At 62.2% G+C, this 19,311-nt stretch carries 32 protein-coding genes and 1 pseudogene; 6 read left to right on the forward strand and 27 right to left on the reverse strand.

Translation table 11 applies throughout. From position 1 onward, the window contains the following. Window positions 1–8 precede the first annotated feature (8 nt). From D8779_RS09080 to D8779_RS09105, 6 genes are read right to left on the reverse strand one after another with little or no spacing between them, the layout of a single operon-like run. On the reverse strand, window positions 9–311 hold the full coding sequence (locus D8779_RS09080) for a hypothetical protein (protein ID WP_338109861.1): 303 nt from the start codon (window positions 309–311) through the stop codon (window positions 9–11). 3 nt (window positions 312–314) lie between these two features. After that, on the reverse strand, window positions 315–692 hold the full coding sequence (locus D8779_RS09085) for a hypothetical protein (protein WP_136664087.1): 378 nt from the start codon (window positions 690–692) through the stop codon (window positions 315–317). Further along, complete coding sequence (locus tag D8779_RS09090; protein WP_136664088.1) at window positions 689–991, reverse strand: ogr/Delta-like zinc finger family protein; 303 nt, start codon at window positions 989–991, stop codon at window positions 689–691. Before D8779_RS09090 ends, D8779_RS09085 begins: the two co-directional genes overlap by 4 nt. Next, window positions 988–1,458 (reverse strand): YmfL family putative regulatory protein, encoded by a 471-nt coding sequence (locus tag D8779_RS09095; RefSeq protein WP_205895792.1) that lies wholly within the window; start codon window positions 1,456–1,458, stop codon window positions 988–990. The genes D8779_RS09090 and D8779_RS09095 overlap by 4 nt, the downstream gene beginning before the upstream one ends. A 3-nt stretch (window positions 1,459–1,461) precedes the next feature. Then, window positions 1,462–1,800, reverse strand: coding sequence for a helix-turn-helix domain-containing protein (locus D8779_RS09100; protein ID WP_136664089.1), 339 nt, complete (start codon window positions 1,798–1,800; stop codon window positions 1,462–1,464). Continuing rightward, the gene (locus tag D8779_RS09105; protein ID WP_136664090.1) at window positions 1,797–1,994 is read right to left on the reverse strand and encodes a helix-turn-helix domain-containing protein; all 198 of its coding nucleotides are present in this window, start codon (window positions 1,992–1,994) and stop codon (window positions 1,797–1,799) included. Before D8779_RS09105 ends, D8779_RS09100 begins: the two co-directional genes overlap by 4 nt. Window positions 1,995–2,074: 80 nt before the next feature. On the opposite strand from D8779_RS09105, the gene D8779_RS09110 reads away from it, so the two are divergent. The 6 genes from D8779_RS09110 to D8779_RS09135 all read left to right on the forward strand — a co-directional run bounded on the left by D8779_RS09110 (window position 2,075) and on the right by D8779_RS09135 (window position 5,278). Continuing rightward, window positions 2,075–2,437, forward strand: a complete 363-nt coding sequence (locus D8779_RS09110; RefSeq protein WP_136664091.1) for a transcriptional regulator — start codon at window positions 2,075–2,077, stop codon at window positions 2,435–2,437. A 4-nt stretch (window positions 2,438–2,441) separates the two neighbouring features. Then, window positions 2,442–2,909 carry a WYL domain-containing protein gene (locus D8779_RS09115; RefSeq protein ID WP_136664092.1) on the forward strand — a complete coding sequence of 156 codons (468 nt, stop codon included), beginning with the start codon at window positions 2,442–2,444 and terminating at the stop codon, window positions 2,907–2,909. A gap of 14 nt (window positions 2,910–2,923) precedes the next feature. Beyond that, the gene (locus D8779_RS09120; protein ID WP_167492547.1) at window positions 2,924–3,256 is read left to right on the forward strand and encodes a DUF2511 domain-containing protein; all 333 of its coding nucleotides are present in this window, start codon (window positions 2,924–2,926) and stop codon (window positions 3,254–3,256) included. A 92-nt stretch (window positions 3,257–3,348) separates the two neighbouring features. Continuing rightward, window positions 3,349–4,410 carry a hypothetical protein gene (locus D8779_RS09125; protein ID WP_136664094.1) on the forward strand — a complete coding sequence of 354 codons (1,062 nt, stop codon included), beginning with the start codon at window positions 3,349–3,351 and terminating at the stop codon, window positions 4,408–4,410. A 3-nt stretch (window positions 4,411–4,413) separates the two neighbouring features. Continuing rightward, window positions 4,414–4,947, forward strand: a complete 534-nt coding sequence (locus tag D8779_RS09130; protein ID WP_136664095.1) for a hypothetical protein — start codon at window positions 4,414–4,416, stop codon at window positions 4,945–4,947. 145 nt (window positions 4,948–5,092) lie between these two features. Then, the gene (locus tag D8779_RS09135; RefSeq protein ID WP_136664096.1) at window positions 5,093–5,278 is read left to right on the forward strand and encodes a hypothetical protein; all 186 of its coding nucleotides are present in this window, start codon (window positions 5,093–5,095) and stop codon (window positions 5,276–5,278) included. Window positions 5,279–5,306: 28 nt separating this feature from the next. Here the strand turns inward: D8779_RS09135 and D8779_RS09140 are convergent, their stop codons facing one another. From D8779_RS09140 to D8779_RS09235, 21 genes and pseudogenes are all read right to left on the reverse strand, one after another. Beyond that, complete coding sequence (locus D8779_RS09140; RefSeq protein WP_136664097.1) at window positions 5,307–6,569, reverse strand: contractile injection system protein, VgrG/Pvc8 family; 1,263 nt, start codon at window positions 6,567–6,569, stop codon at window positions 5,307–5,309. Next, on the reverse strand, window positions 6,566–7,006 hold the full coding sequence (locus D8779_RS09145; RefSeq protein ID WP_136664098.1) for a phage tail protein: 441 nt from the start codon (window positions 7,004–7,006) through the stop codon (window positions 6,566–6,568). Before D8779_RS09145 ends, D8779_RS09140 begins: the two co-directional genes overlap by 4 nt. A gap of 20 nt (window positions 7,007–7,026) precedes the next feature. Next, window positions 7,027–9,588 carry a phage tail tape measure protein gene (locus tag D8779_RS09150; RefSeq protein ID WP_136664099.1) on the reverse strand — a complete coding sequence of 854 codons (2,562 nt, stop codon included), beginning with the start codon at window positions 9,586–9,588 and terminating at the stop codon, window positions 7,027–7,029. Then, window positions 9,578–9,700 (reverse strand): GpE family phage tail protein, encoded by a 123-nt coding sequence (locus tag D8779_RS09155; protein ID WP_136664100.1) that lies wholly within the window; start codon window positions 9,698–9,700, stop codon window positions 9,578–9,580. The genes D8779_RS09150 and D8779_RS09155 overlap by 11 nt, the downstream gene beginning before the upstream one ends. 8 nt (window positions 9,701–9,708) lie before the next feature. Further along, entirely contained in the window at window positions 9,709–10,011 is a 303-nt protein-coding gene (locus D8779_RS09160) for a phage tail assembly protein (protein WP_136664101.1), read from the reverse strand. An 84-nt stretch (window positions 10,012–10,095) separates the two neighbouring features. Continuing rightward, window positions 10,096–10,611, reverse strand: a complete 516-nt coding sequence (locus tag D8779_RS09165) for a phage major tail tube protein (protein WP_136664102.1) — start codon at window positions 10,609–10,611, stop codon at window positions 10,096–10,098. Between the two features lie 46 nt (window positions 10,612–10,657). Continuing rightward, complete coding sequence (locus tag D8779_RS09170) at window positions 10,658–11,848, reverse strand: phage tail sheath protein (protein ID WP_136664103.1); 1,191 nt, start codon at window positions 11,846–11,848, stop codon at window positions 10,658–10,660. A 186-nt stretch (window positions 11,849–12,034) separates the two neighbouring features. Further along, a complete protein-coding gene (locus D8779_RS09175) occupies window positions 12,035–12,550 on the reverse strand; it encodes a phage tail protein (RefSeq protein ID WP_136664104.1) in 516 nt (171 codons plus the stop codon). 59 nt (window positions 12,551–12,609) lie between these two features. Continuing rightward, a complete protein-coding gene (locus D8779_RS09180) occupies window positions 12,610–13,584 on the reverse strand; it encodes a phage tail protein (protein ID WP_136664105.1) in 975 nt (324 codons plus the stop codon). Next, the gene (locus D8779_RS09185) at window positions 13,581–14,195 is read right to left on the reverse strand and encodes a phage tail protein I (protein WP_136664106.1); all 615 of its coding nucleotides are present in this window, start codon (window positions 14,193–14,195) and stop codon (window positions 13,581–13,583) included. Before D8779_RS09185 ends, D8779_RS09180 begins: the two co-directional genes overlap by 4 nt. Next, a complete protein-coding gene (locus D8779_RS09190) occupies window positions 14,192–15,106 on the reverse strand; it encodes a baseplate J/gp47 family protein (protein ID WP_136664107.1) in 915 nt (304 codons plus the stop codon). Before D8779_RS09190 ends, D8779_RS09185 begins: the two co-directional genes overlap by 4 nt. A 70-nt stretch (window positions 15,107–15,176) precedes the next feature. Continuing rightward, entirely contained in the window at window positions 15,177–15,530 is a 354-nt protein-coding gene (locus D8779_RS09195; protein ID WP_136664108.1) for a GPW/gp25 family protein, read from the reverse strand. A 2-nt stretch (window positions 15,531–15,532) separates the two neighbouring features. After that, window positions 15,533–15,820: a PAAR domain-containing protein gene (locus tag D8779_RS09200; RefSeq protein WP_136664109.1), complete on the reverse strand. Its 288-nt coding sequence runs from the start codon at window positions 15,818–15,820 to the stop codon at window positions 15,533–15,535. After that, on the reverse strand, window positions 15,820–16,344 hold the full coding sequence (locus tag D8779_RS09205; RefSeq protein WP_136664473.1) for a phage baseplate assembly protein V: 525 nt from the start codon (window positions 16,342–16,344) through the stop codon (window positions 15,820–15,822). Before D8779_RS09205 ends, D8779_RS09200 begins: the two co-directional genes overlap by 1 nt. A gap of 74 nt (window positions 16,345–16,418) precedes the next feature. Then, the gene (locus tag D8779_RS09210) at window positions 16,419–16,874 is read right to left on the reverse strand and encodes a phage virion morphogenesis protein (protein WP_136664110.1); all 456 of its coding nucleotides are present in this window, start codon (window positions 16,872–16,874) and stop codon (window positions 16,419–16,421) included. Next, the gene (locus D8779_RS09215; protein WP_136664111.1) at window positions 16,867–17,391 is read right to left on the reverse strand and encodes a phage tail protein; all 525 of its coding nucleotides are present in this window, start codon (window positions 17,389–17,391) and stop codon (window positions 16,867–16,869) included. Before D8779_RS09215 ends, D8779_RS09210 begins: the two co-directional genes overlap by 8 nt. Further along, window positions 17,388–17,651 carry an Rz1-like lysis system protein LysC gene (gene lysC, locus D8779_RS20790; RefSeq protein WP_338109863.1) on the reverse strand — a complete coding sequence of 88 codons (264 nt, stop codon included), beginning with the start codon at window positions 17,649–17,651 and terminating at the stop codon, window positions 17,388–17,390. The genes D8779_RS09215 and lysC overlap by 4 nt, the downstream gene beginning before the upstream one ends. Then, window positions 17,575–17,937, reverse strand: a pseudogene (locus tag D8779_RS09220) (Rz-like lysis system protein LysB); the annotation flags it as partial. The pseudogene D8779_RS09220 and the gene lysC, both read right to left, overlap by 77 nt. After that, window positions 17,934–18,140: a hypothetical protein gene (locus D8779_RS09225; protein ID WP_136664113.1), complete on the reverse strand. Its 207-nt coding sequence runs from the start codon at window positions 18,138–18,140 to the stop codon at window positions 17,934–17,936. The pseudogene D8779_RS09220 and the gene D8779_RS09225, both read right to left, overlap by 4 nt. Then, the gene (locus D8779_RS09230; protein WP_136664114.1) at window positions 18,137–18,988 is read right to left on the reverse strand and encodes an N-acetylmuramidase domain-containing protein; all 852 of its coding nucleotides are present in this window, start codon (window positions 18,986–18,988) and stop codon (window positions 18,137–18,139) included. Before D8779_RS09230 ends, D8779_RS09225 begins: the two co-directional genes overlap by 4 nt. Continuing rightward, window positions 18,985–19,308 (reverse strand): phage holin, lambda family, encoded by a 324-nt coding sequence (locus tag D8779_RS09235; RefSeq protein ID WP_205895793.1) that lies wholly within the window; start codon window positions 19,306–19,308, stop codon window positions 18,985–18,987. The genes D8779_RS09230 and D8779_RS09235 overlap by 4 nt, the downstream gene beginning before the upstream one ends. Between the last annotated feature and the right edge of the window lie 3 nt (window positions 19,309–19,311).

A 19,311-nucleotide genomic window follows, 5' to 3' on the forward strand; every position in this document is an offset into this window, starting at 1 on the left:
TTGGTGCCTTACAGGTTGGCGTCGAGGGCAGCTTTCAGCGCGCCTATCGTGCGTTTGTGGCCGGCGAGGGCCGGGTAGTCGTCGAGGATGCGTTTGCTGCGGAAGCCTTCCGGCACGCAGCGGTAGCGGTCGTCATACCAGTGCTCGGTCATACCCCTGCGCAGTTCGTTACGCAGGCTGCACAGCAGGGCCTCGGCTACCGGTGTGGGCATGTCCAACTGAATGGCGACCGCTTCTGACATGGCGAAAACCTCGAATTTCGGGTGCAACTTGCCCAAGCCCACCAGGGTGGGCATGGCGTGGTGGCGCATGGGTTAGCCGACCGCGCGGAGTGTGCGGCGGGTGGGGGTCGCTATCAGATGGCGGACAATCAACGCCACCGGTACCGCAAAGGTCAGGCCGCTGGCTGGGTCGGTGATCATCGCGGTGGTGGTGCTGCTGCTGGCAACATCCAGCTGCATGCGTTGGCCTGCTGAGCGCAGCTCGCCATACGCTAGCGCGACCAGGTTCTCGGCCATGTACTGCGGCACGTCCAAAACAAACTGCAAGTGCTGCACGGTGCGGGTAAACAGGCTTTGCTCGTCGGCCAAGTGTTCAGCCTGGTGACGCTCTAAGAAGGCATAAGCCGCTGCTTGCATGGCAACGCGGTAATCCTGTGCGGGTTCCTGGTGCTGCATATCGGCGGGGTTCATGCGCTGGCCTCCTGGGCGTCGAGCAAATCAAGTTGGTTGGTGTTGGCCGTTTCGCGGTTGTCACGCTCGGCTTGAGCCCTAATTGCATGGGGCGCGATCGGCAGGCTTACTGCTGGGTTTTCTTTGCCGCTGGGGGCTAACTCGTGGGTCATTTGAAAGTCAGCCTTTACCGCCCAGCTGCACGGCACGTACTGGCATTGCAGATACATCACCCGCAAAAAAATGTGGTGCTGGGTGCTGGCGCGCACCTTCATCGGGCCTTGGCATTTGGGGCACTTTAGGCGGTAGTAGCTGCTCACTTGATCGCCCTCCGGTGCAGGGTGATCACAGCGCCGACCTCGGCATGCCGTGCGGCGATGTGTACCCGGTGAGCGACGACTATCTCGGCCAGCTCCTGCTCGTCGATATCGCCACTGGCCAGCGCCTTGGCAATCACCTGGTCTACGCGGCCTTCCTTCACATCGGCATCCAGCGCCATGCGGTAGAGCTCCACGTTGTCCAGCTCGGCCTGCTCAGGCATGGGCACAAACACACCGCCGTAAAGGCTGCAGAGGTAGTCCGGCAGGAAGGTGGTGCGGGCTATTTGCTCTAGGGCGTGTAGCTGATCGTCGGCCAGTGGCCGGTGCCCTGCATTTTCATAGGCGTGGTTGTCGAACTTCTTTAGCTCCAGGCCCAGCAGTGCGGCAGCACCTTCACGGCCACCCGGGTAGGCCTGGATGATGGCGCTGACCACCTTGCGGCGGCTGTCGAGAATTGAGCGGGCCATGTTCTAGTTTTCTCCTTGAGCCGAGGGCACTACTGTGGAGTTAGCGGTTGCTGCTGAGCGCTGGCGCGAGTTGATGAATGCGCTGATATCCCCGTCTTTCAGACGCAGGAGTACGGCTATGGCGTGGGCGTCGCCACGGATGCAGCGCTTACGGCCGCCTATGACTTCGTTAACCGAATTGAAGTGAACCTGGTGATCTACCGCCCAGTGCTTGATGGTGATGCCGTGCCAGTGAAAGGTGGCCTTTGCATCTGCACCAGATTTGAGTGGGCTGGATAAATCACTGCAGAGAAAGTTGTCGCGCCCGCAGACTGGGCAGCGGCTTTGTGCCGGCTCAATCATTGCTCTGATCCTTGCTTGATACCGAGAACGACTGCAGCACGGTGTGCCTCGCCACGTTTGCCTTTTTTGGTGCCTGCGAGGACTTGGTAGGTGGTGTGCAAGTCAAGGTGGTTTTCCTCAGCGAAGTCCTTGACGGATTTACCCTGCGATTCGATCCAAGCCTTTGCTTGTGCTGGGGTGCGGGTGGCGTGCATGATTCAAATCCATTCAAAAGCGTTCAATTGGCCAAAGAATACCACTCAAATGAGTGGTGTCAACGGGAATATCTATTCATATGAGTGGAATTGGTGAGCGGCTACGTGAAGAGCGGGAGCGTTTGCGCCTGTCTCAAGCTGCTTTTGGCGATATTGGCGGGGTAAAAGCCAATGCCCAGGGGAAGTACGAAAGCGGTGAGCGTTTCCCTGGCGCGGACTACCTCCAAGCTGTGGGCGAGGTTGGTGTTGATGTCCTGTATGTCGTGACAGGAGTGCGCGCCCCACAGCCCGCTGAGAGTTTCAGCGCTGCCGAAGCCGACCTGGTGATGCACTACCGCCAGTTATCACCAGGTGATCAGTTTGGCGCGGCCAAAATGGTCACCGCCCTGGCTGAGATGGCTGGGCGGTATGAGGTTGCAGGGAAAAATAACGACAAGGAGTAGCGCCATGGATGCGCTCATTGCCCTATTAGTGCTGGTCTGCATCATCACGGGGTTCGTGCTGATGGTTAGGCGAACCAACGCAAAAGGCCGGGGACTAGAAGTCAGGCAAGTGCATCGCCCTGAGCCACTCTCGAAAGAGCAGCGCAAAGCGCTGAATCTGACAGCGCGCCCGCAGGCTGCTCTCGATAAGGCTTGGAAGAAAGCCAACAAGCCAGATGCAACCACGCGAACCAGAGCGATACGCACTGGCTGGCGCATGGGCGAAGTGGCCTTTACCTACGAAGACTCAGCCGGCGACATCAGCCATCGAACAGTTACAGCCCATTCGGTCACGTCGGTTTATATCAAGGGCGAGTGCCACGATAGGCAAGCCGAGAGGACATTCCGGCTGGATCGCATTATTGGCGATCTTACCGACTGCGAAACCGGTGAGATTCTCAACCCTAAAAAGTGGGCTAGCCGCCACAAATGATCGGAGGACTGCAAATGCATAAAGAACTATTCGGCCTGGCGATCGCTGGGTTTCTTTCGTCGGTGGCGCATGCCGCTGGCCCGCAATTGATCAGCGCCGAAGATTATGGCGACGCCTGGCCATTCACCGTGGAAGAAATGCACCTGTCCTGCCTGCCCGGTACCGCTGTGGTGGTCGCTGATGCTGAAACCGGTGTGATGTACCCGCTTAACGGCCAAGCTAAAAACAAGGCCCGCGCCCTGGCCTTGGAACCGATAGACAGCGTATGGCGTGCAGATCCAGACAACGCTGGTGCAAAAGTGAGCCTTGGGCCATTGATCAAACAGGGGCTGGAGCTATGCAAGTGATCGACCTGGGCGATTCCGGCGTTGCGATAAGTTTCTAGGTGATTGATTACCGGGCGCGCTCTGGCCGTCTGTGAAAAAAGGAAGTTAATGTCATGGCTGAGACGGTATCTAAAACAATTCACTACAAGCGAGCGGTCATCAGCGGCGGCGGTAATCTGCAGGAGATTCTCGGCCGGGTTTTTGCAGATGGCAGCCCTGCCCATAAAGTTGGGCAGCGCAAAGAAATAGTCAGTGCTGACACCAACAGCTTTCGGGTGGTGAACCACAAGCGTGATTACAACGGCATGCTCTTTTGCCAGATGATCTACTTCGAGCCTGGGCGCAGCCAGGCCTATATCACGCTGAATGATGAGGCTGAGTCTTATGCCCTCGATGCGCTTACTAATGAAGCACTGAACAATATCAATGAGCCGGCCGAGCGCGAGCAGCACCGTAAAGAGTTCGTCGACTCCTTCCTGTACTTCGGCGTATTTGAGAATCACCTGGTTGTGTTGCAGTCGAGTGCCCTGCGCTCGCGTGAGCTTGAGGCGCACCTTGGTTGGTTAATTGGTAGTTTTGGCGGGGTGGCGGTAGGTACTGCAATTATCCTGCAGGATCAGCCATCTCAAGAGACATTTGAGCGTGTTGCTAGATCGCCCGTGAAGAAGATCGAGGTCGGTTCACCGGTTACCACTGCCGAGGTCGTACCTGAGGGCGAACGGGTTGCCCTGCCAGCCGCAGCGGCTGAGGAAGAGCAAGGCATTGATGCCCGGCGTGTGCGCTTCTTCCCCACCGGGTTTGCGGGGGATGTGATTAAGGCTGCGCTCGGCGCTGACTGGTTTAATCGGCTGGATCTAGAGGATGACCTGGACGAAGCCAATCTCAAGGTCAGTCTGGAAATCACCTACGTTCGTCAGACCACGAAGATGGGCCAGCAGATGCTTGATAACATCGCGACCTCGCTGCGGCATGTCGATGAAGCCGATGTCAGAATTTCCCTGAATGGTGGCGGCGAGATCAAGGGTAATGACCTGAAACTGTCTGGCCCGGTATCGGTCTCAAAGTTAGATAATGGACTCCTGGATGAGGGTGTCCTATACCATAAAATGCACGGTTGGCTGGTCAGTAAGCTTCGCCAAGGCGATGTAGACCCAGAGCAGAATGCAGAAGAGTGAGTTATGAAAAATCAAAGTGGTTGGACAGGTTTAGGGGCGCTAGCAGTGGTGTTGTCTGCCGCTATGGGCGCGCTGCTTGCTCACTACATTGTTTCCTCATTTGATCAAACAACACCCCCGGTCGTGCAGTGGGGTCTGTTAACGGTATTTCTGTTGCCAATGGGTTTTGCTATCCAGCTGTGGGTAAACCTGAACGGCACCAGGGAGACAAAAGGGCTTTCAGGAAGTGAGCGCCGCCGGATCAGGGTCACCGTCGCCGAAAAAATACGGCAAGTGCAAATCGCGCTGAGCTTTTACATGCTCTCTGCGATTGTCATTGCCCTTGGCCTGTGGTTTTCGCCGGCTAGTTGGGCTGTCTACCATGCGGTGACGGTGTTCACTGGGCTGAGCTTGGGGATTAGTGTTTCGAGCTTCTTCTTGATACTGCATGAGTGGCGAGAAATATCTAACTTCAAGAGCACTGTTTTTGAGCGCAGTAGCAGAAACAAACAGTTGGCCAAGAAGCTGGGTGCCCTCGGGCCCAAATCTGGCAAATAAGCCGGCTGAATAAAAGGGCACTAAGGTGCCCTTTTTTATTGCCTGCAATAAAGCCCTAGTCGGCTGCGAGTTCGATTCTAGAGGGGGTTGCATATTTAAAATTGGCAGTATGTTCAAGACTCACTGCCATTGAAGGAGTATGCAGATGAGTACCGGAGTTCTTGAGGCTGTTGTTGATCAACCAAGCGGGATGGTTGCACAGCCCATGATGGAGTGCGTTACGCCAGAGGAGCGGCTGCTGTTGCGGTTTTATCGCCAGCTTGGCGAGGTTGAGCAGGTATTTATGCGCCGGGCCATTGAAGCAATGGTGTTGCGCGAGTCGCCCAGCTGAACAGAAAGCCCCGCGCGTCGGGGCTTTTTTATGCCTGGGTGGTTTGCAGCTTTTGCCACTCGCGATCCACCGCCCGTTGCGCGCTGTCTTTGCTGGCATACAGGTGCGTGAGGCGTTTGGGGGTGGTTTGCTCGCCGGCGGTTAGTTGCTTTTGCTCGCCGGTTTTGTCGTCGCGGTAGGTGGCCACCACGCCGGTGTAGGCCGCGCCCTCGGCCAGGTCGGTCAGGTCGTCGCCTTCGGGCAGCTGGGATTCCAGATCCAGGCTGGTGGTGTAGCTCTCTGATGTGAAGCTGTGGCGCAGGTTGCCGCCGAGCCAAACGATGGCGGCTATCTCGGCTTTGATGCCGGTGAGGCTGTAGGTTTGGTCTGGCGTGAGTTCGGGCCGGCCCTTGGCCAGGCTGTAGCTGAGGGTGGCGGTGCCGCGTTGCAGGCGCTGCCATTCAGCGCGGGCGGCGTGTAGGGCTGCGGCGCGTGATGTGTAGGTGTGGCGCAGCTCTTTGAGGTTATCGCCGCCGCCTGCGATGGCCTCTTTTTTGTCGGCGCTGTTCACTTCGTAGTGGTAGGCCTTGGCCCCGGTGTAGCTGTCGCGGTCGGCTTGCAGAAAGCGGTGCTGGTCGCCGTCTTGCCGGGTGAGGGTTACATGGGGCAGGGCGATGCCGCTGGCGGTGGTGCTGTTGCCGGTGGGCATAAACAACAGGCGGCCGGCTTTGATGTTGCTGATGGCGTCGTACATTTTGCCGAGGCGGCTGAGCAGGTTGGCGTCGCTCTCGTTGGCTTGGTCCAGGTGCAGCAGCTCGATGCTGCTGAGCACGGCGCTGATCACCGGGCTTAAACCATGGGCTGCGGCCACGGTGGCCACCACTGCGCCCAATGTGGTGGCGTGGAAGCTGCGCTCGCGCTTGGTTTTCAACGTGCCGCGCAGATCTGCACTGCGGGCGCGGATGTTGAGCGCGTCGGGGGCGCCGCTGTGCTCGGTTTCGTCCACGGTGTAGCTGCCTTTGTCCACCAGCCCGGTGTCACTCCAGCCCAGCCAGAGGCGCAGCACGGCACCGCGCGGGGGGATGGCCAGCAGGCCGTCGTGGTCGCTGAGTTGGATGTCGAGCTGGTCGGCTTCCATGCCTCGGTTGTCGGTCAGGTCGATGCTGACAAGGCGCTGCTCGATGGCGGCGGTGATGTCGGTACCGTCCACCAGTACGCGGCAGATGGGGCGCGGGTAGGCGGTGGCGCCGCGGTAGGCGTCTGCGGCTTTGCCGAGTAGGCCCTTGGCCTGGGTGATGGCCTGATTGATCACAGCAGGCCTCGCAGGATGGTGCCGCCGGCGCCGATGGCGCTGCCGATTAGATCCACTCGGCCGTCGTCGATACGCTTGAGCACCAGGCTGAACTCAATGCGCCGTGCTGCACCGTCGCGGAAAAACAGGGTGCGGGTTTCACTGAGGCTTTCGATCACCCATACGCCGTAGATTTTGCCGGTGCCTTCCACCAGTGGCCAGGCCTTGCCGGTGTCCGCCATAAAACGCAGGGCGTCGAGGGTGAGCTGGCTGCCAGCCAGGGCTGAAAGCAGCACGCCGGGCAGGGTGATGGTGTCTTCCCCTCGGCCCAGGAACTGCCGCGCCGGGTTGGTGCCGATGCGGCTGGTGGTGCCGTGGCGCCAGTCGGTTTGCCGTTGGAATTCCTGATAAGCCAGGGTTTCCAGGCTAAAGATAAACATGCCGAGCGCCATCATCATGGGCGGGTACTCCTTGTGGGTTAGTCCTGGTCACTGAGGGTGCTGCGAGCACGCACTTGGCTGCGCTGTTGGATCTTGGCCACCTCAATGGCCACCAGCCGGGCGAGTGCTTGCTCATCCATGCCGGCGCTGGGGTGCACGTTGATGATCACGTTGGGCGCTGCGCTGGCCACCGCTTGGCTGCCACTGCTGGCACTCAGCGGCGGGCGGTTGTCCATGGCGATGGCGCCGCTGCCCACGCTGGCACTGAGCGCCAACGCGCCGGCCTGGGTGAGTTTTTTGCCGATGCCGGTGAGCGCTTGCAGGGGGCCGGCTTCGCCACCCGTTAGGCCTTGGGCAAGGCCTTGCATGGTGAAGTCGCCCAGCTCAGCGAACACCCGCGAGGGGCTGTGAATGCCGAGCTTTTCCTTGAACCAGCCGATGGTGCTTTCGCCGGCGCCGCTGATGGCGTCGTTAACACGGCCTAGGCTGCTGGTGATGCCGTTCACCAGCCCGGTGATGAGCATGCCGCCGAACTCGGTAAAGCGTGCCGGCATATCGGCGCCGAAGTAGTTCATCACGCCGGCGAAGGCGCGGTAGAACAAGCCCAGCGGCGAGAAGTTGAGGATGGTGGCGGCAATGCCGCCTAGGCCACCGCTAAAGCCCTGTTTGATTTCCGCCCAGAGGCCGAGGAAATAGGGCCCGATTTTGTCCCAGTTTCTGTAGATGAGGTACGCGCCGGCGGCGATGGCGGTGATGGCCAAACCTATGGGGTTCATCATCAGCGCGCGGCCGATAAACAGGATGCCTTTGCCCACCAGGGGCAGGGCGGTTTTGCCTAAGTTGAACAGGGTGCCGGCTAAGCCTGCGCCCTTGATGCCGAACAGCGTCATGCCATAACGCACAATGGCGAACGGGCCGAGGATGCTGGCCATGGCCAGGGTGAGGCCGCCCATGCCCGCCATGAGAATGCCCACGCCAGCGGCGGTTTTGATGATGTTGGCCGTCAGTTTAGGGTTCTCGGCAATCCAACCTTTTACGCCGCCGATGATGCCGGTGAGGCTTTGCGCCACCTCGCGCATGGGGCCGTTCTGCTGGTCCTGCATCTGGATGCCCAGGTCTTCCCAGGCGCTGCCCAGGGCGGAGAGGTCGCCGCGCAGGTTGTCGGCCATCACCTTTGAGGTGGTGCTGGCTTCGCCCTCAGTTTTGCGCAGGGTGCCGATAAATTCCTGCAGGGCGCCGGTACCGGCTTGCTTAACCAGTACTTGCATACCGGCCACGGCTTCCTCGCCGGCGATGGCTTTGAGCAGCCCCGCGCGGTCGGCGTCGCCGAGGTTTTTGGTTTTCTCGTAGATCTCCTGCAGCACGGTGGGCATGTCGCGCAGGTTGCCGTCGGCGTCCTTGGCGCTGATGCCGAGGGTGTCCAAGGCATCGGCGGCAGCCTTGGGTGGTGCACTGAGGCGCCCGAGGATGGCGCGCAGTGCGGTACCGCCCATGCTGCCCTGGATACCCGCGTCGCCCAGCTTGCCGGCCATGGCAGCCACGGTTTCGATGTCTTGGCCAACGCTGGCGGCCACTGGGCCGGCGTACTTCATGGTTTCGCCGAGCATTTGCAGGTTGGTGTTGGAGCGGGTGAAGGCACCCACCAGCACGTCACCCAGGCGGCCGGTTTCACTGGCTTTCAGGTTGAAGCCGGTGAGAATGTTGGAGGCGATATCGGCGGTTTCTGCCAGGTCGCTGTCGCCTGCCTTGGCCAGATCGAGCATGCCCGGCATGGCGTCTTGGATGGCTTTAGGGTCGAAGCCTGCCATGCCGAGGAAGCCCTGGGCGTCTGCTGCTTGGCCAGCGGTAAACTGGGTACTGGCGCCGAGCTGGCGCGCTTGGTCGCGCAATGCCTGCAGCTGGGGGTCGTCTTTTTGCAGGCGGGTGAGGGCCTGCACCTTGCTCATGCTGGCGTCGAACTCCAGCCCGGGCGCCATCATCTGCGCGCCGGCATACAGAATGCCGCTACCAGTGGCCAAACCCGCCGCGCCGGTACCGGCCATGCTGCCGGCCAGCCCTTGGGTTTTCTCGTACTGTTGTTTGGCGCGGCCCAGGCGTTGTTGCTGGGCTGTCACGCGCTTGAGGCGGTTCTCTTGCTGGGTGAGCGCTTGGGTGGTGGCGCTGATTTTGCTGCGCAGCTCTCGCTCATGCTGGCCCAGGTTGCGGGTGCTGATGCCGGCGGCGCTGAGTTTGCCGCGCAGGCCTTGCAGCTCTCGCTGCTGCTCGCTGTGCTTTTGCTTGAGGTGGGTGGCCTCGCGCACGGCGCGTTTGAATTCGTTGTTGAGTTGCTTGGTAGGAGTGGCCGTGTTGGCCATGGCCTGGCTGAGCTGGCGCACTTTGTCGCGGCTGGCTTGCAGGGCGCTGCCGGTTTTCTCGGCCTCGCCTTTGAGCATACGAAAACTGGACACGTCGCGCTGTTGGCTTTGCAGGCCTTTAAGGTCGGCGCGGGTGTCTTTGAGGGCGCGGCCCAAGCCGATGGTGCCGTTGGCAATGGCGCGTAGGGGGCGGCTGGCGCGATCCAGCGTTTGCAGCCCCACCCGTAGCAGTAAATCACGCGCCATGCATACGCTCCCATCGTTCGCGGGCGCGCTCGCGCCAGTCCATCAGTTCAGGCAGGGGCATGGCATTCATTTGCTCGGGGCCCCAGTGGAAAACCATGGCAATGTCGGCCATGGCGTCATCTACGCAGTGGGGGTATCCGTCGGGGCCTCCTTCTTCTGCAAAAAAGCGGCGATGGCATCCGCGCAGCTGAGCAAATCAGCGGGCTCCAGGGCGGCCACTTCTTGCTCGGTGAGCGTTGGGTTGCTGATGCGCGGCACCAGGCGGATGGTGGCGTTTACGTCGCCGTTGAGCAGGTCTAGCAGCTTGAGGCCGCGCAGTTCTCCGGCGGCGGGTTTGCGCAGGTTGATGCTGGTCACGCTGGTTTCGCCGCGCTTGATCGGTTCTTCCAGGGTGATGGATTCGCTGAATGTGGCTTTTTTCACGGGTGTTCTCCTTGGTGATGGGGTTGCCGCCAGCTCAATGGCTGGCGGCGGGTTGCGAAACGGTGGGCGTTGCCCGGGCACGGTTTACAGGCCGATGGCTTTGCGGTGCTCGGCGAGGCGGTCTTCACCGTTGACGATGAATACGAAGTTGAGCAGGTCGATCTCGATCTCGACGTTGCCGTCGATGCTCAGTTTGTAATAGGTGCAGACGGTGGTGATTTTCTGCTCGGTGTCTTCACCGGGCTTGGCGTCGCCAAAATCAATCTCTTCATGGCGGCCACGGGCGACGATCTCCACGGCGCTGACTTCGCCGGTGTCGTCGCGCTGGATAGCACCCGCCCAGCGCAGCATCACGCCGTCGACTTTGACCATGCCGTATTGGCGCAGCATGGTTGTGTCCCAGCCGCCTAGGGTCCAGTCGAACTGGATGCCGTCGTCACCGTGGCCGAGGTCGACCTTGACGGGGCCGTCCATGCCGCCGGCGCGGAAGTCTTCGAGCTTGCGGCTGAGCTTGGGCACCGTGACGCTGGCGCACTGGCCCACGTAGCTGACGCCGTCGTTAAACAGGTTCATGTTCTTGAGTTTTTTGGGCAGGGCCATGGCTGGGCGCTCCTACAACGCGGCCGGGCCGCGTGGGTAAATGGGGTTAGGCGTTGATGCGGCTGGCGAAGTCGACCAGGTAGCGGTCGGTGATGCGCTGGCGCAGGGTGAGGTCTTCCAGCGGCGGCACCGGGGTGTAGTCGTAATCCAGGTAGAGCTTGCCGGCCTTGAGGGTGTCCTTGTCGTTGGCGGCCTCGTCGTACCAGCACTCGCCGCCGATCAGGTAGCCCAGGCGCGTGAGCTCGCGGAACTTGGCGTTGATGCCCTCGACGATGTCGCGCACCAGGCTGGGGTGCATGGGTTTGTCGACGGCCCAGAAGTGCGCCTCGGCCATGGTGTCGGCCAGTACCTGGGCGGTGCGGGTGTAGTTCTCGAAGGCAAACAGCGGATCATCGCTGCAGGTGCGTGAGCCCCAGAAGCGGAAACCCTCACGGCGGATCAGGGTGGTGACCTCGCCGGCGTTGAGCAGGCCAGCGTCGGTGGCGGGGTTTTGCAAGTCCCAGTACACGTCGCGGCTCAGGCCGGTTACGCCGTTGACGGGCACGTTGGACAGGGTTTTGTGCCAGCCCACTTGCTCGTCCAGCTTGGCGCGTAGGCCCAGGGCGCGGGCGACTGCTGCAGCCGGGGCGTTGGCGCTGGTGGTGGTGTTCCAGGATACAAAATCCGGCCAAATGAGCATCAGCTCGCGCCCGCCGAAGTTCTCGCGGTAGGCCAAGGCCTCGGAGACGGTGGCGCACTCCCAGCAGCTGGCATAGGCAAAGGCGCGCAGCTGCTGTGCCAGGCTGACCAGCTCGGTGGTGACGGCCAGCGTATCCAGCCCCGGCACACCGAGAATGCGCGGCTTAACGCCGAGTTGGGCCTCGGCGGCGAGCAGGGCTTTCATGCCGGTGTATTTACCCTGGGCGGTAACGCCGCCGATGATCTTGCTGGTTTGGTCTGCCTGCTTGGCGGCATCGTCTGCGCCGTCGCCATCAGCCACGCGCACCACGATGGTGATGGGGCTGGCTTGGTCGGCGATGGCGTCCAGCGCTTGCGCCAGGGTGCCCAGGGTGCCGGCTTTGCCGGAGGCGGTGAGCACGTCGGTGATCAGCACCGGGGTGTCGAGCGGGAAGAATGCCGCGTCGGCATCGCTGCCCGTGCAAACCATGCCCACCACGGCGGTGGCGACGGTACGAATAGGGCGCGTGCCCTCGTTGATTTCAACGACGCGGACGCCGTGGTGGTAGTCGGTAGGCATGTGCGGCTCCTGCAGCTGCGCGGTGATGGTCTGGGTGCCAAGTGGGGCGGATCAGTGAGCCTTGAGGGTGACGCGCGCGCGAGGGCCGGGCCAGCGGCGGGCGTTGTTGGTGCGGGCCTGAAAACGCAGAGCAGGCAGGCAAAGAAAAGCCCCGGCGGGCGGGGCTTAAAGGGGCGGGCGTATGGGTTAGGCGTTGTTGCCAACACCCGCCACGGCAGCCTCGATGCTGGCGATGGTTTCGGCGGCGATGTCTTGCGCTTGCTCCACCTCGCCGGCGACCATGGCGTTGCGAATCAGTTCTTTAGCATTCAGGCGCACGGTGCGTAGGTACACCAGGGCGGTGTTGTACTGCGCTGCCTCGGCCAGGATGCTGTCGGCCGCCTGTTGCGCGGTGCGCCCGCCAATGGCGTAGGCGGCGACCATGGGCGGCACGTCGCCCTGGTAGTTGGCTGCGGCAAACTGCTCGGCCTCGATTCGGGCGCGGTCGTATTCCACGGCGCGAAGCGGGTCACCGGCGACGGCTTGGCGGGCGGCGTCGGCGGCAGCGTCAATTTGTGCGCATAGGTTATTGGCATTGGCCGGAGGCGGATCTAGTAGAACAGGAACCCCGGCTTGATCAGAGCCGATGCTCTTTCCTCCCGACTGACCTTCCATAAGAACAGCGTATCTATCGGCGGTAATTTCAGCAGCGTCAGCTGGCATCTGATCGCCGTGGATTGCCTGGGAATAAAAACCGTTTGTAGATGGTGAATAAAACATTGTTAGTTACCCCAACAAAAGTAACGGAAGCTGGTATTAACCGCAGCTGGCGCGGAGTAGTTGAAAACAAAATTCGAATTCGTCCCGGCATCGGCATGGATTCTGGCTCCTGTGCCGTTAGCCTGTACGTCGCTCGCCATACATAACCCGAAGCGGTATGCATTCGGGAATGTAATCGGAAGGGACAGGCTGCCGGTTTGCACGGTTTGCGTGACACTAAGGTTTGTCATGCCCCACTGAAAGATAAAACCAAGCATCCATGTGGGCAGCGCGATGTACCCCGTAGCGCCGAGGCTGGCCGAAAAACCCATTCGCAGCTTTTTCGGTGTTACCGCTACATCATCCAGCAGGCCAGCATTGACCTCGGTCTGCGTACCCACACGCAACACGCCGCGTAGAAGCTCGGTAGCATTAGCCGCTAGAGAGCGAATGGCCTGAAATACGCGTAGCGCGGTCATGATTTTGCTGTTTTCTACACCGGCCTCAGTCTCGGGTTGGCTGGCACGTACCGTGAGTGCATCCACATACGCCCGCGTGGCCAACACCACGCTTGGGTCGATCTTGAGCTGCACGGCGGCGGTGCTGCTGACGATGAGCACCATGCGCATCACTTGGGTTTTGCCGGAGCCTTCGGCCACCACGGGCTTGTAGCTGGGCGGGCAGTTGCTGACGGCGATCAAATCACCAGCGGCGTCATACAGGCCCATGCCACGAATCCACCAGCCGCCAATTGCTTCTGGAATCACCAGCTCGGCGATGATCTGGCTGGCGTTGAGCGGGTCGGGGGTCAGGCTGTTGAGGTCGGCGCGGTACTGCTCGCCGATCAGCGCGGTTTGCGTGCGCTCCGGCACGGGCAGCACGCCAGCACCATCACACACGCCCATGCGGCTAATTTGCAGCGGTACGTTGAGGGCGACGGCGTTGGCGAGCTTGGCCTCGCCTACGGCGGTGAGTAGTGCGAAATAGGGCTGGCTCATGGGTAGACGCTCGTGGTTTCGATGATGTGGGTACCAGCGCCGAACAGCAGCGCATCGCCGCCCACGGTGATGGGGCCGGGGGCGTAGGGGTAAACGGTGAGGGTTTCGCCCTGGTAGGTGGCGGCGCCTAAGTAGATGGGGCCACGTACCTCCAGGCTGATGGCAAGGCCAACCATATGGCGGCTGCGCGGCTTGGCGTCGTCGATTAGTAGCACCAGGGATTCGAACATCTCCTCGGTGATGCCGCTGTCCAGCACGCCGATATCGAGCTGGAAGGTGCCCGGCACGCCCTCGGGGCTTTGTTGCCACCATTCCCACACGCGAATCAGGTAGCCGAGGGGCTCCACCACGCGGCGCAGCGCGCCGATAGTGCCTTTGTGCGCGTGGACGAAATAGGCGGACTTGATAACGCTGCGCTTGGTGGCGGCTGTCCAGTCTTGGTCCCAACGATCCACCGAAAACGCCCAGGCCAGGTACGGCAGCAGGGCAACGGGGCAGAGGTCGGGATTGAGCAGCTCGCGGATGGGTACCGGCACGCGCTCGATCTCGGCTAACGCCTGAGCGGCCAGCACTTCTAGCTGGCTGGCGTTGGGCGGTAGCAGGCGGCTCATGCCGCCACCGCCACGCTTACGCTGACGGCTGTGCAGTAGGCGGCTTGGTAGGCGGTGGGGTTGATGTCGGCCCAACTGACCAGCTCAACACGGCGCACACCCTCGACGTGCAAGGCGGCATGAATGGCGGACTCGCTGACCTCCACCCCGATGCGCCGGCGTTGGTTGACGTAGGCGTTTAAGCCGGCCTCAGCTGCGGCGCGGATGGGTTCGACTTCGGGGCCGGTGGTGGCCAGGTGCAGCACGGCCTCAACGCTGTATTCCAGCACCTCGGCAGATTGCACCGTGAGGCGGTCGGCCACTGGGCGGCGGTCGTCGTCGCTGAGGTAGGCATTAACGATTGCGAGCAGCTCAGCATCGGCGCTGCCATCACCGAGCAGGGCTTGCACGGTGATCACTACCACGGCTGGCGAGGGGCTTTCTGCTGTGGCATCGGCCACACGGCCGTCGGCACTGCGGGCGTGGAATATGTAGCTGTTGCGCGGGCCGGCGGTGCTGAGGCCTTCCCAGGCCATTTGCGCGCGCTCGCGCAGGCTGTCGTCGCTTTCATACACGGCTACCACAGGCGGCACGGCATTGGGGTTGCCGGGAATGACCAGCAACCGCTGCACGTTGACGTTGGCGGCTTGCTGCTGCAGGTCGGTGCCTTTGGCCTTGGCCAGCATGGTAGCCAGGGCGGCCTCGTTGACGCGCTGGCGCAGCAGGGTTTCGCGGTAGGCGTTTTCCTGCAGCAGCTTGGTGATGGGCTCGGATTCTAGCGCCAGGGTGGCGGCGATAGTGGCTTGCTGTTCGGCTGGGTGCAGGCTGATGAAATAGGCCGAGCGCTCGGCGAGAATCTGCTCGTAGTCGATGGCCTCAACCACTTGCGGGTCGGGCAATTGTGACAAGTCAATGGGGGTGAAGGTGTTCATGCCGCACCTCCATGTGCGTCACCCGTGCGGGCAGCCTGCGGCTGTGCGCTGTTGCTTTCCTGCAAAATCGTCATGCAGAGGCTCCCAGGCTGAGGGGGACGCGCAGACTGAGGGGCTCGTTGCTGTCGGTGAGGGTGCCTTCCAGGTCAAGCACAGATTGGCCGGGCATGGCGCCTAGGCTGAGTTGCACGCGGCTGAGACGGATGCGCGGCTCCCAACGCATTAGGGCCATGGCGGTGGCCGCGTAGGCTTGCAGGCGGGTGGCGCTGTTGTGTGGCCAGTCGACCAGGTCAGCCAGCTGGCTGCCGTATTCGCGGCGCATAACGCGGGTACCGATGGGCGTGGTGAGGACGTCCGCCACGGACTGCGCCAGGTGCTGGCTGTCGATTATGGTGCGGCCGTTGGTGGCGTTTAAACCTTGCATGCTCAGCCCCCTGCAAACACGTTGGCGCTGCCAGCGGCAACGACGGAACCACAGGCGACGGGGTCACCGATACGGCCCAATGGCAAGCCGTTGGCAAATACCGTGGCGCTGCCATCGGCCAGTTGCGAACCGTGGCAGCTGCTGGGGTCGCAGTGGCTGGCCCAGCTGTCTTGCTTGCGGTGCACGGCAATGCCGTTGGCGAACACGTTTGGGCTTCCAGCAGTGGAGGCGCGAGGCGGAAACGCACCATGGCCGGTGCAGCTGTCGCCCTTGCGGGTTACGGCAGGCATCAGTTGAGGTCCACTTTGGCACCGCTGATGGCAACGTTGCCGGCGGCGGTGATGGTGATATTGGCGGCGCTGGTGAGGGTGATGTCACCCTGTGCCGTGGCGCTTAACGATGCATCGGTGATGACGGTTACCGGGCCCACGGCGTTGAGTTCTGCGCTACCGGGCAGGGTGGCGCGCAGGTGCTTGGCGATGCTGTCGTATTCGATCACGGCGCCGTCGCGGTAGGTGCTGCGGTGCAGGCCAGCGCGGTCGCCGTTGGCGGGGATTAGGTCACTGAACAAGCCGGTGAGCGCCACGCCCTGGGCGAGGGTACCGGAAGGGCTGAATAGCACCACTTGCTCGCCCTCGGTGGGCGGGTTCCATTCGCGGTCTAGGCCTGCGCGCGGGTTAATCCAGGGCAGCCAGGTGGTGAGCAGGGTGCCGGTTTGTACGCGCACGCGGGGCGGCTGCATCTGCACCTGGGCAACAGTGCCGAAGCGGATGAGGTTTTCCAGTTTGCGGGCGAGTTCGGCGAGTTCGTTCATGCCATCCATGTTGCCGCTCGCGCGTGCGGAGGGCATGCGCGGGGGGTTGTCAGCAGCCAGCTGAAAACGTGTGGCTAGGGGATGAGGTGCTGCAGCAGCTGGTCGCGGATGACATCGAGGTCGGCATCGGTGAAGCCGAGCAGCTCGCGCTTGGCGTATTGCACGTCGGGGGCGTTGCGCCCTGGGCGGTCGCGTAGGCCGTATTGGTGCACGCGGGCCAAGCGGGCGGTGCGCTGCATAAAGCCGATGGCAATGCTGCTGGCGGTGCTTTGCAGTTTGAGGTGCTTGGCCTGGCGCAGCTTGTTGAACATCTGCCGTTTGACGCGGCCTTGTTTAGCACGCAGGGGCTGACGGGCTTTGCGCGGTGCAAAGGGGGTGCCGTCGGGGTTGCGCTGGGCGGCAATACGCTGCTGCTGGTTGCGGCGCAGGGTGCGGGCGATGCTCTGGTTGAGCGTGCGCCGTTCGCTGGGCTGCAGTTTGCTGAGCAGGGCACCGGCCCAGTCTTCCAGGGCGCGCAGATCATCAGCCACGGTGCACCGGGTGCGGGCTGGCTATGTCTACGCCATCGCGGGCGGTGCTTTCCCACTCGGCGAGTATTTCGCCGTTGCCGTAGAGCTGCCAGTTGCCGGCGGGCAGGTAGGGCTCTAGCTGGGGCTCGTCGGGGTGGGTGACGGTGAGGGTGTTGTCGTCCTGTTTTTTGACGATGACGCGCTCGGTGAGAGCCAGCTTGATGGACAGGTCCACTTTGCTGTGGTCGAGCACATCGGCCTCGAAGGTGATGGCGTCTTTGTTGCGCTCATGGTTCTCGATCAGTTCGCGCTGGTTAACCAGCACCCACGCCAGCAGGGGAATGGCGACGGCATCCGGGTGGCCGGGGAAGTCGGTGAGGATGACGTTGAGGGTGTAGGCGTATTCAAACGACAAGCCCGGCGCTGCGGTGCTGCGGATTTTGCCTTCATCGATAAACACCATGAGGTGGTCGGGGTTGGCGTTGAGTTGCGGCACGCTGGCCAGCAGGTGGGCACGCAGGGATTCGGGTTTGTTCATGGGTCTGCTCGCGGCTGTTGGTGGTTGTAGACCATGTCGACCTGGGCGGCGCATTCGGCCCAGGCCAGTTCGGTGCGCTCCAGTTCGGTGAGCAGCTGGCCGTTATCGCTCGGGCTGCTGGGTTGCAGGCTGCACGGCACCACTGCCGGACAACCAGTCTCGATAAGCGTTTGCTCCGCTGATGGCGGGCCGTTTGCGCAGCCGCTGAGCAGCGCTAGGCAAAGGCTGAGTTGCCCAAGCCCTAAGATCTGAATTCTCACGTTTAAGCGCCTCGATCTGTTGTTCACGTTGGCTGATGCCCTGGCGCAGTTGGTTTTGCGTGGTGCGCAGGGCGGTTTGTGCGGTGCGTTCGGCCTCCAGGGTGGCGGCCATGGCGGTGATGGTGGTGGCTTGGCGCTCGATGCGTTGTTCGGCTTGCAGCTGGCGTTCGGCGGCGAGGGTTTCGCGGGCGTCTACCGCTTGGCCTTGCTGGTATTGGCCCCAGGCCAGCAGACCGAGGGCTGCAAACAGGGCCAGGCCGTAGCCGAGTTGGCGCAGGGTGGTCATTTGCGGTGCCAGCCGGCGGCCGCCATGGCAGCTTCGTCCAGGACTTGAACGTCGCCAATGATGATCAGCACACGCTTGCCTTGATGCTGGGTTTGCATAGCCTCAGCGAACTGCGCGGCGCATTCGTAGCCGGTATCAGCTGGCAGGCAAACGACATCACCGTCGCGCAGCTCCAGTTTGCGGATCTGCTCGGGCAGGCTCATGCCGCCACCTTATGCCCGCAGCCGCACTCGGCGTGGCGCTGGTAGGCGCGTTCTAGCTTCACGTCGTACAGATTGCGGGCGTAGGCGGGGCCGTTGTAGCGCTTGGCGAACTCGGCCCACTTTTTGGCCTTGAGGGCTTTGTGCAGGGCGGGTTCGGCTTCGATAAAGCGCACGAATGCCTCGAACTGCTCGGCCTCGCTGGCGGCCATGCGGGTGGTGAAGTCTTCCAGGCTGGCGTAGCCGAGGTGCTGCCAGTGGTAGCCCATGATCTGGAACGCGCCCCAGCTGCAGGCCTCGGGTGCGCAGAGGCCGTCGAGTAGCTTGGCGTTGGCCAGGCGTTGGTGTTCGGCAGTGCCGCCGGCATAACCACCGGGGCGCGGGTTGACCAGGTTGGGGTGCAGGGTGGCGAGGTGGTCGGCGTGGGTTTTGAGTACCGCGGCGTCGTCATCCGCATGGCGCGGGGTGCTGAGCAGGCGGTGCATCACGTGGCGCTCATACAGAATTTTGGGCTTGCCGTTGACCAGGAAGCCCGCGCCGGCACTCTCCACCGCGTTGACGGCATACACGGCGGCCAGCTCGACGCCTAGGCGCTTGGCAGCGGTCACTAGGGTGGCGTTGCTGAGCAGCAGGCGGCAGTCGGCACCGGCCATCGCGGCGAGGGTTTTCTCGCCGGCCACGCCATCGGCCACCAGGCCAACTTTGAGCTGGTAGGCGCGCACTGCGGCCTCGGTGGTGTCGCCGAAGTCGCCATCGGCAAACAGGCTGGCGCCTTGGGCATTGAGGGCGCGCTGCAGCTGCAGCACGGCTTGGCCTTTGGAGCCGTGGCGGAGGGATTGGGGCTGGGTCATAGGGTGTCTACCTTTTTGTCTAGCACTTTGTTGGCGGCGGCACGGCTGGTTTCAACACCCAGCAGGCCGACCATGCAGGCGAAGAACACGCCGGCGCTGTCGGGGGCGCCGATCAGCGCGGGGGCGTAGGACACGCCAACGCCGAGCAGGCCGCATAAGGGGGCCTCAAGTGCCAACTGGCGCAACTTGCCGCCGCTGTAGATGATTCGCCAAGAGCCTACGAACAGGGCCATGCCGCCGGCGTAAACGGCGGGGTGGTTTTGCTCTAGCCAGAGGGCGAACCAAGCCCAGGTTTCAGGTCTGTCAGGCATGTGCGGCATTCC

Source organism: Pseudomonas leptonychotis (genome assembly GCF_004920405.1).
Classification (GTDB): Bacteria; Pseudomonadota; Gammaproteobacteria; order Pseudomonadales; family Pseudomonadaceae; genus Aquipseudomonas; species Aquipseudomonas leptonychotis.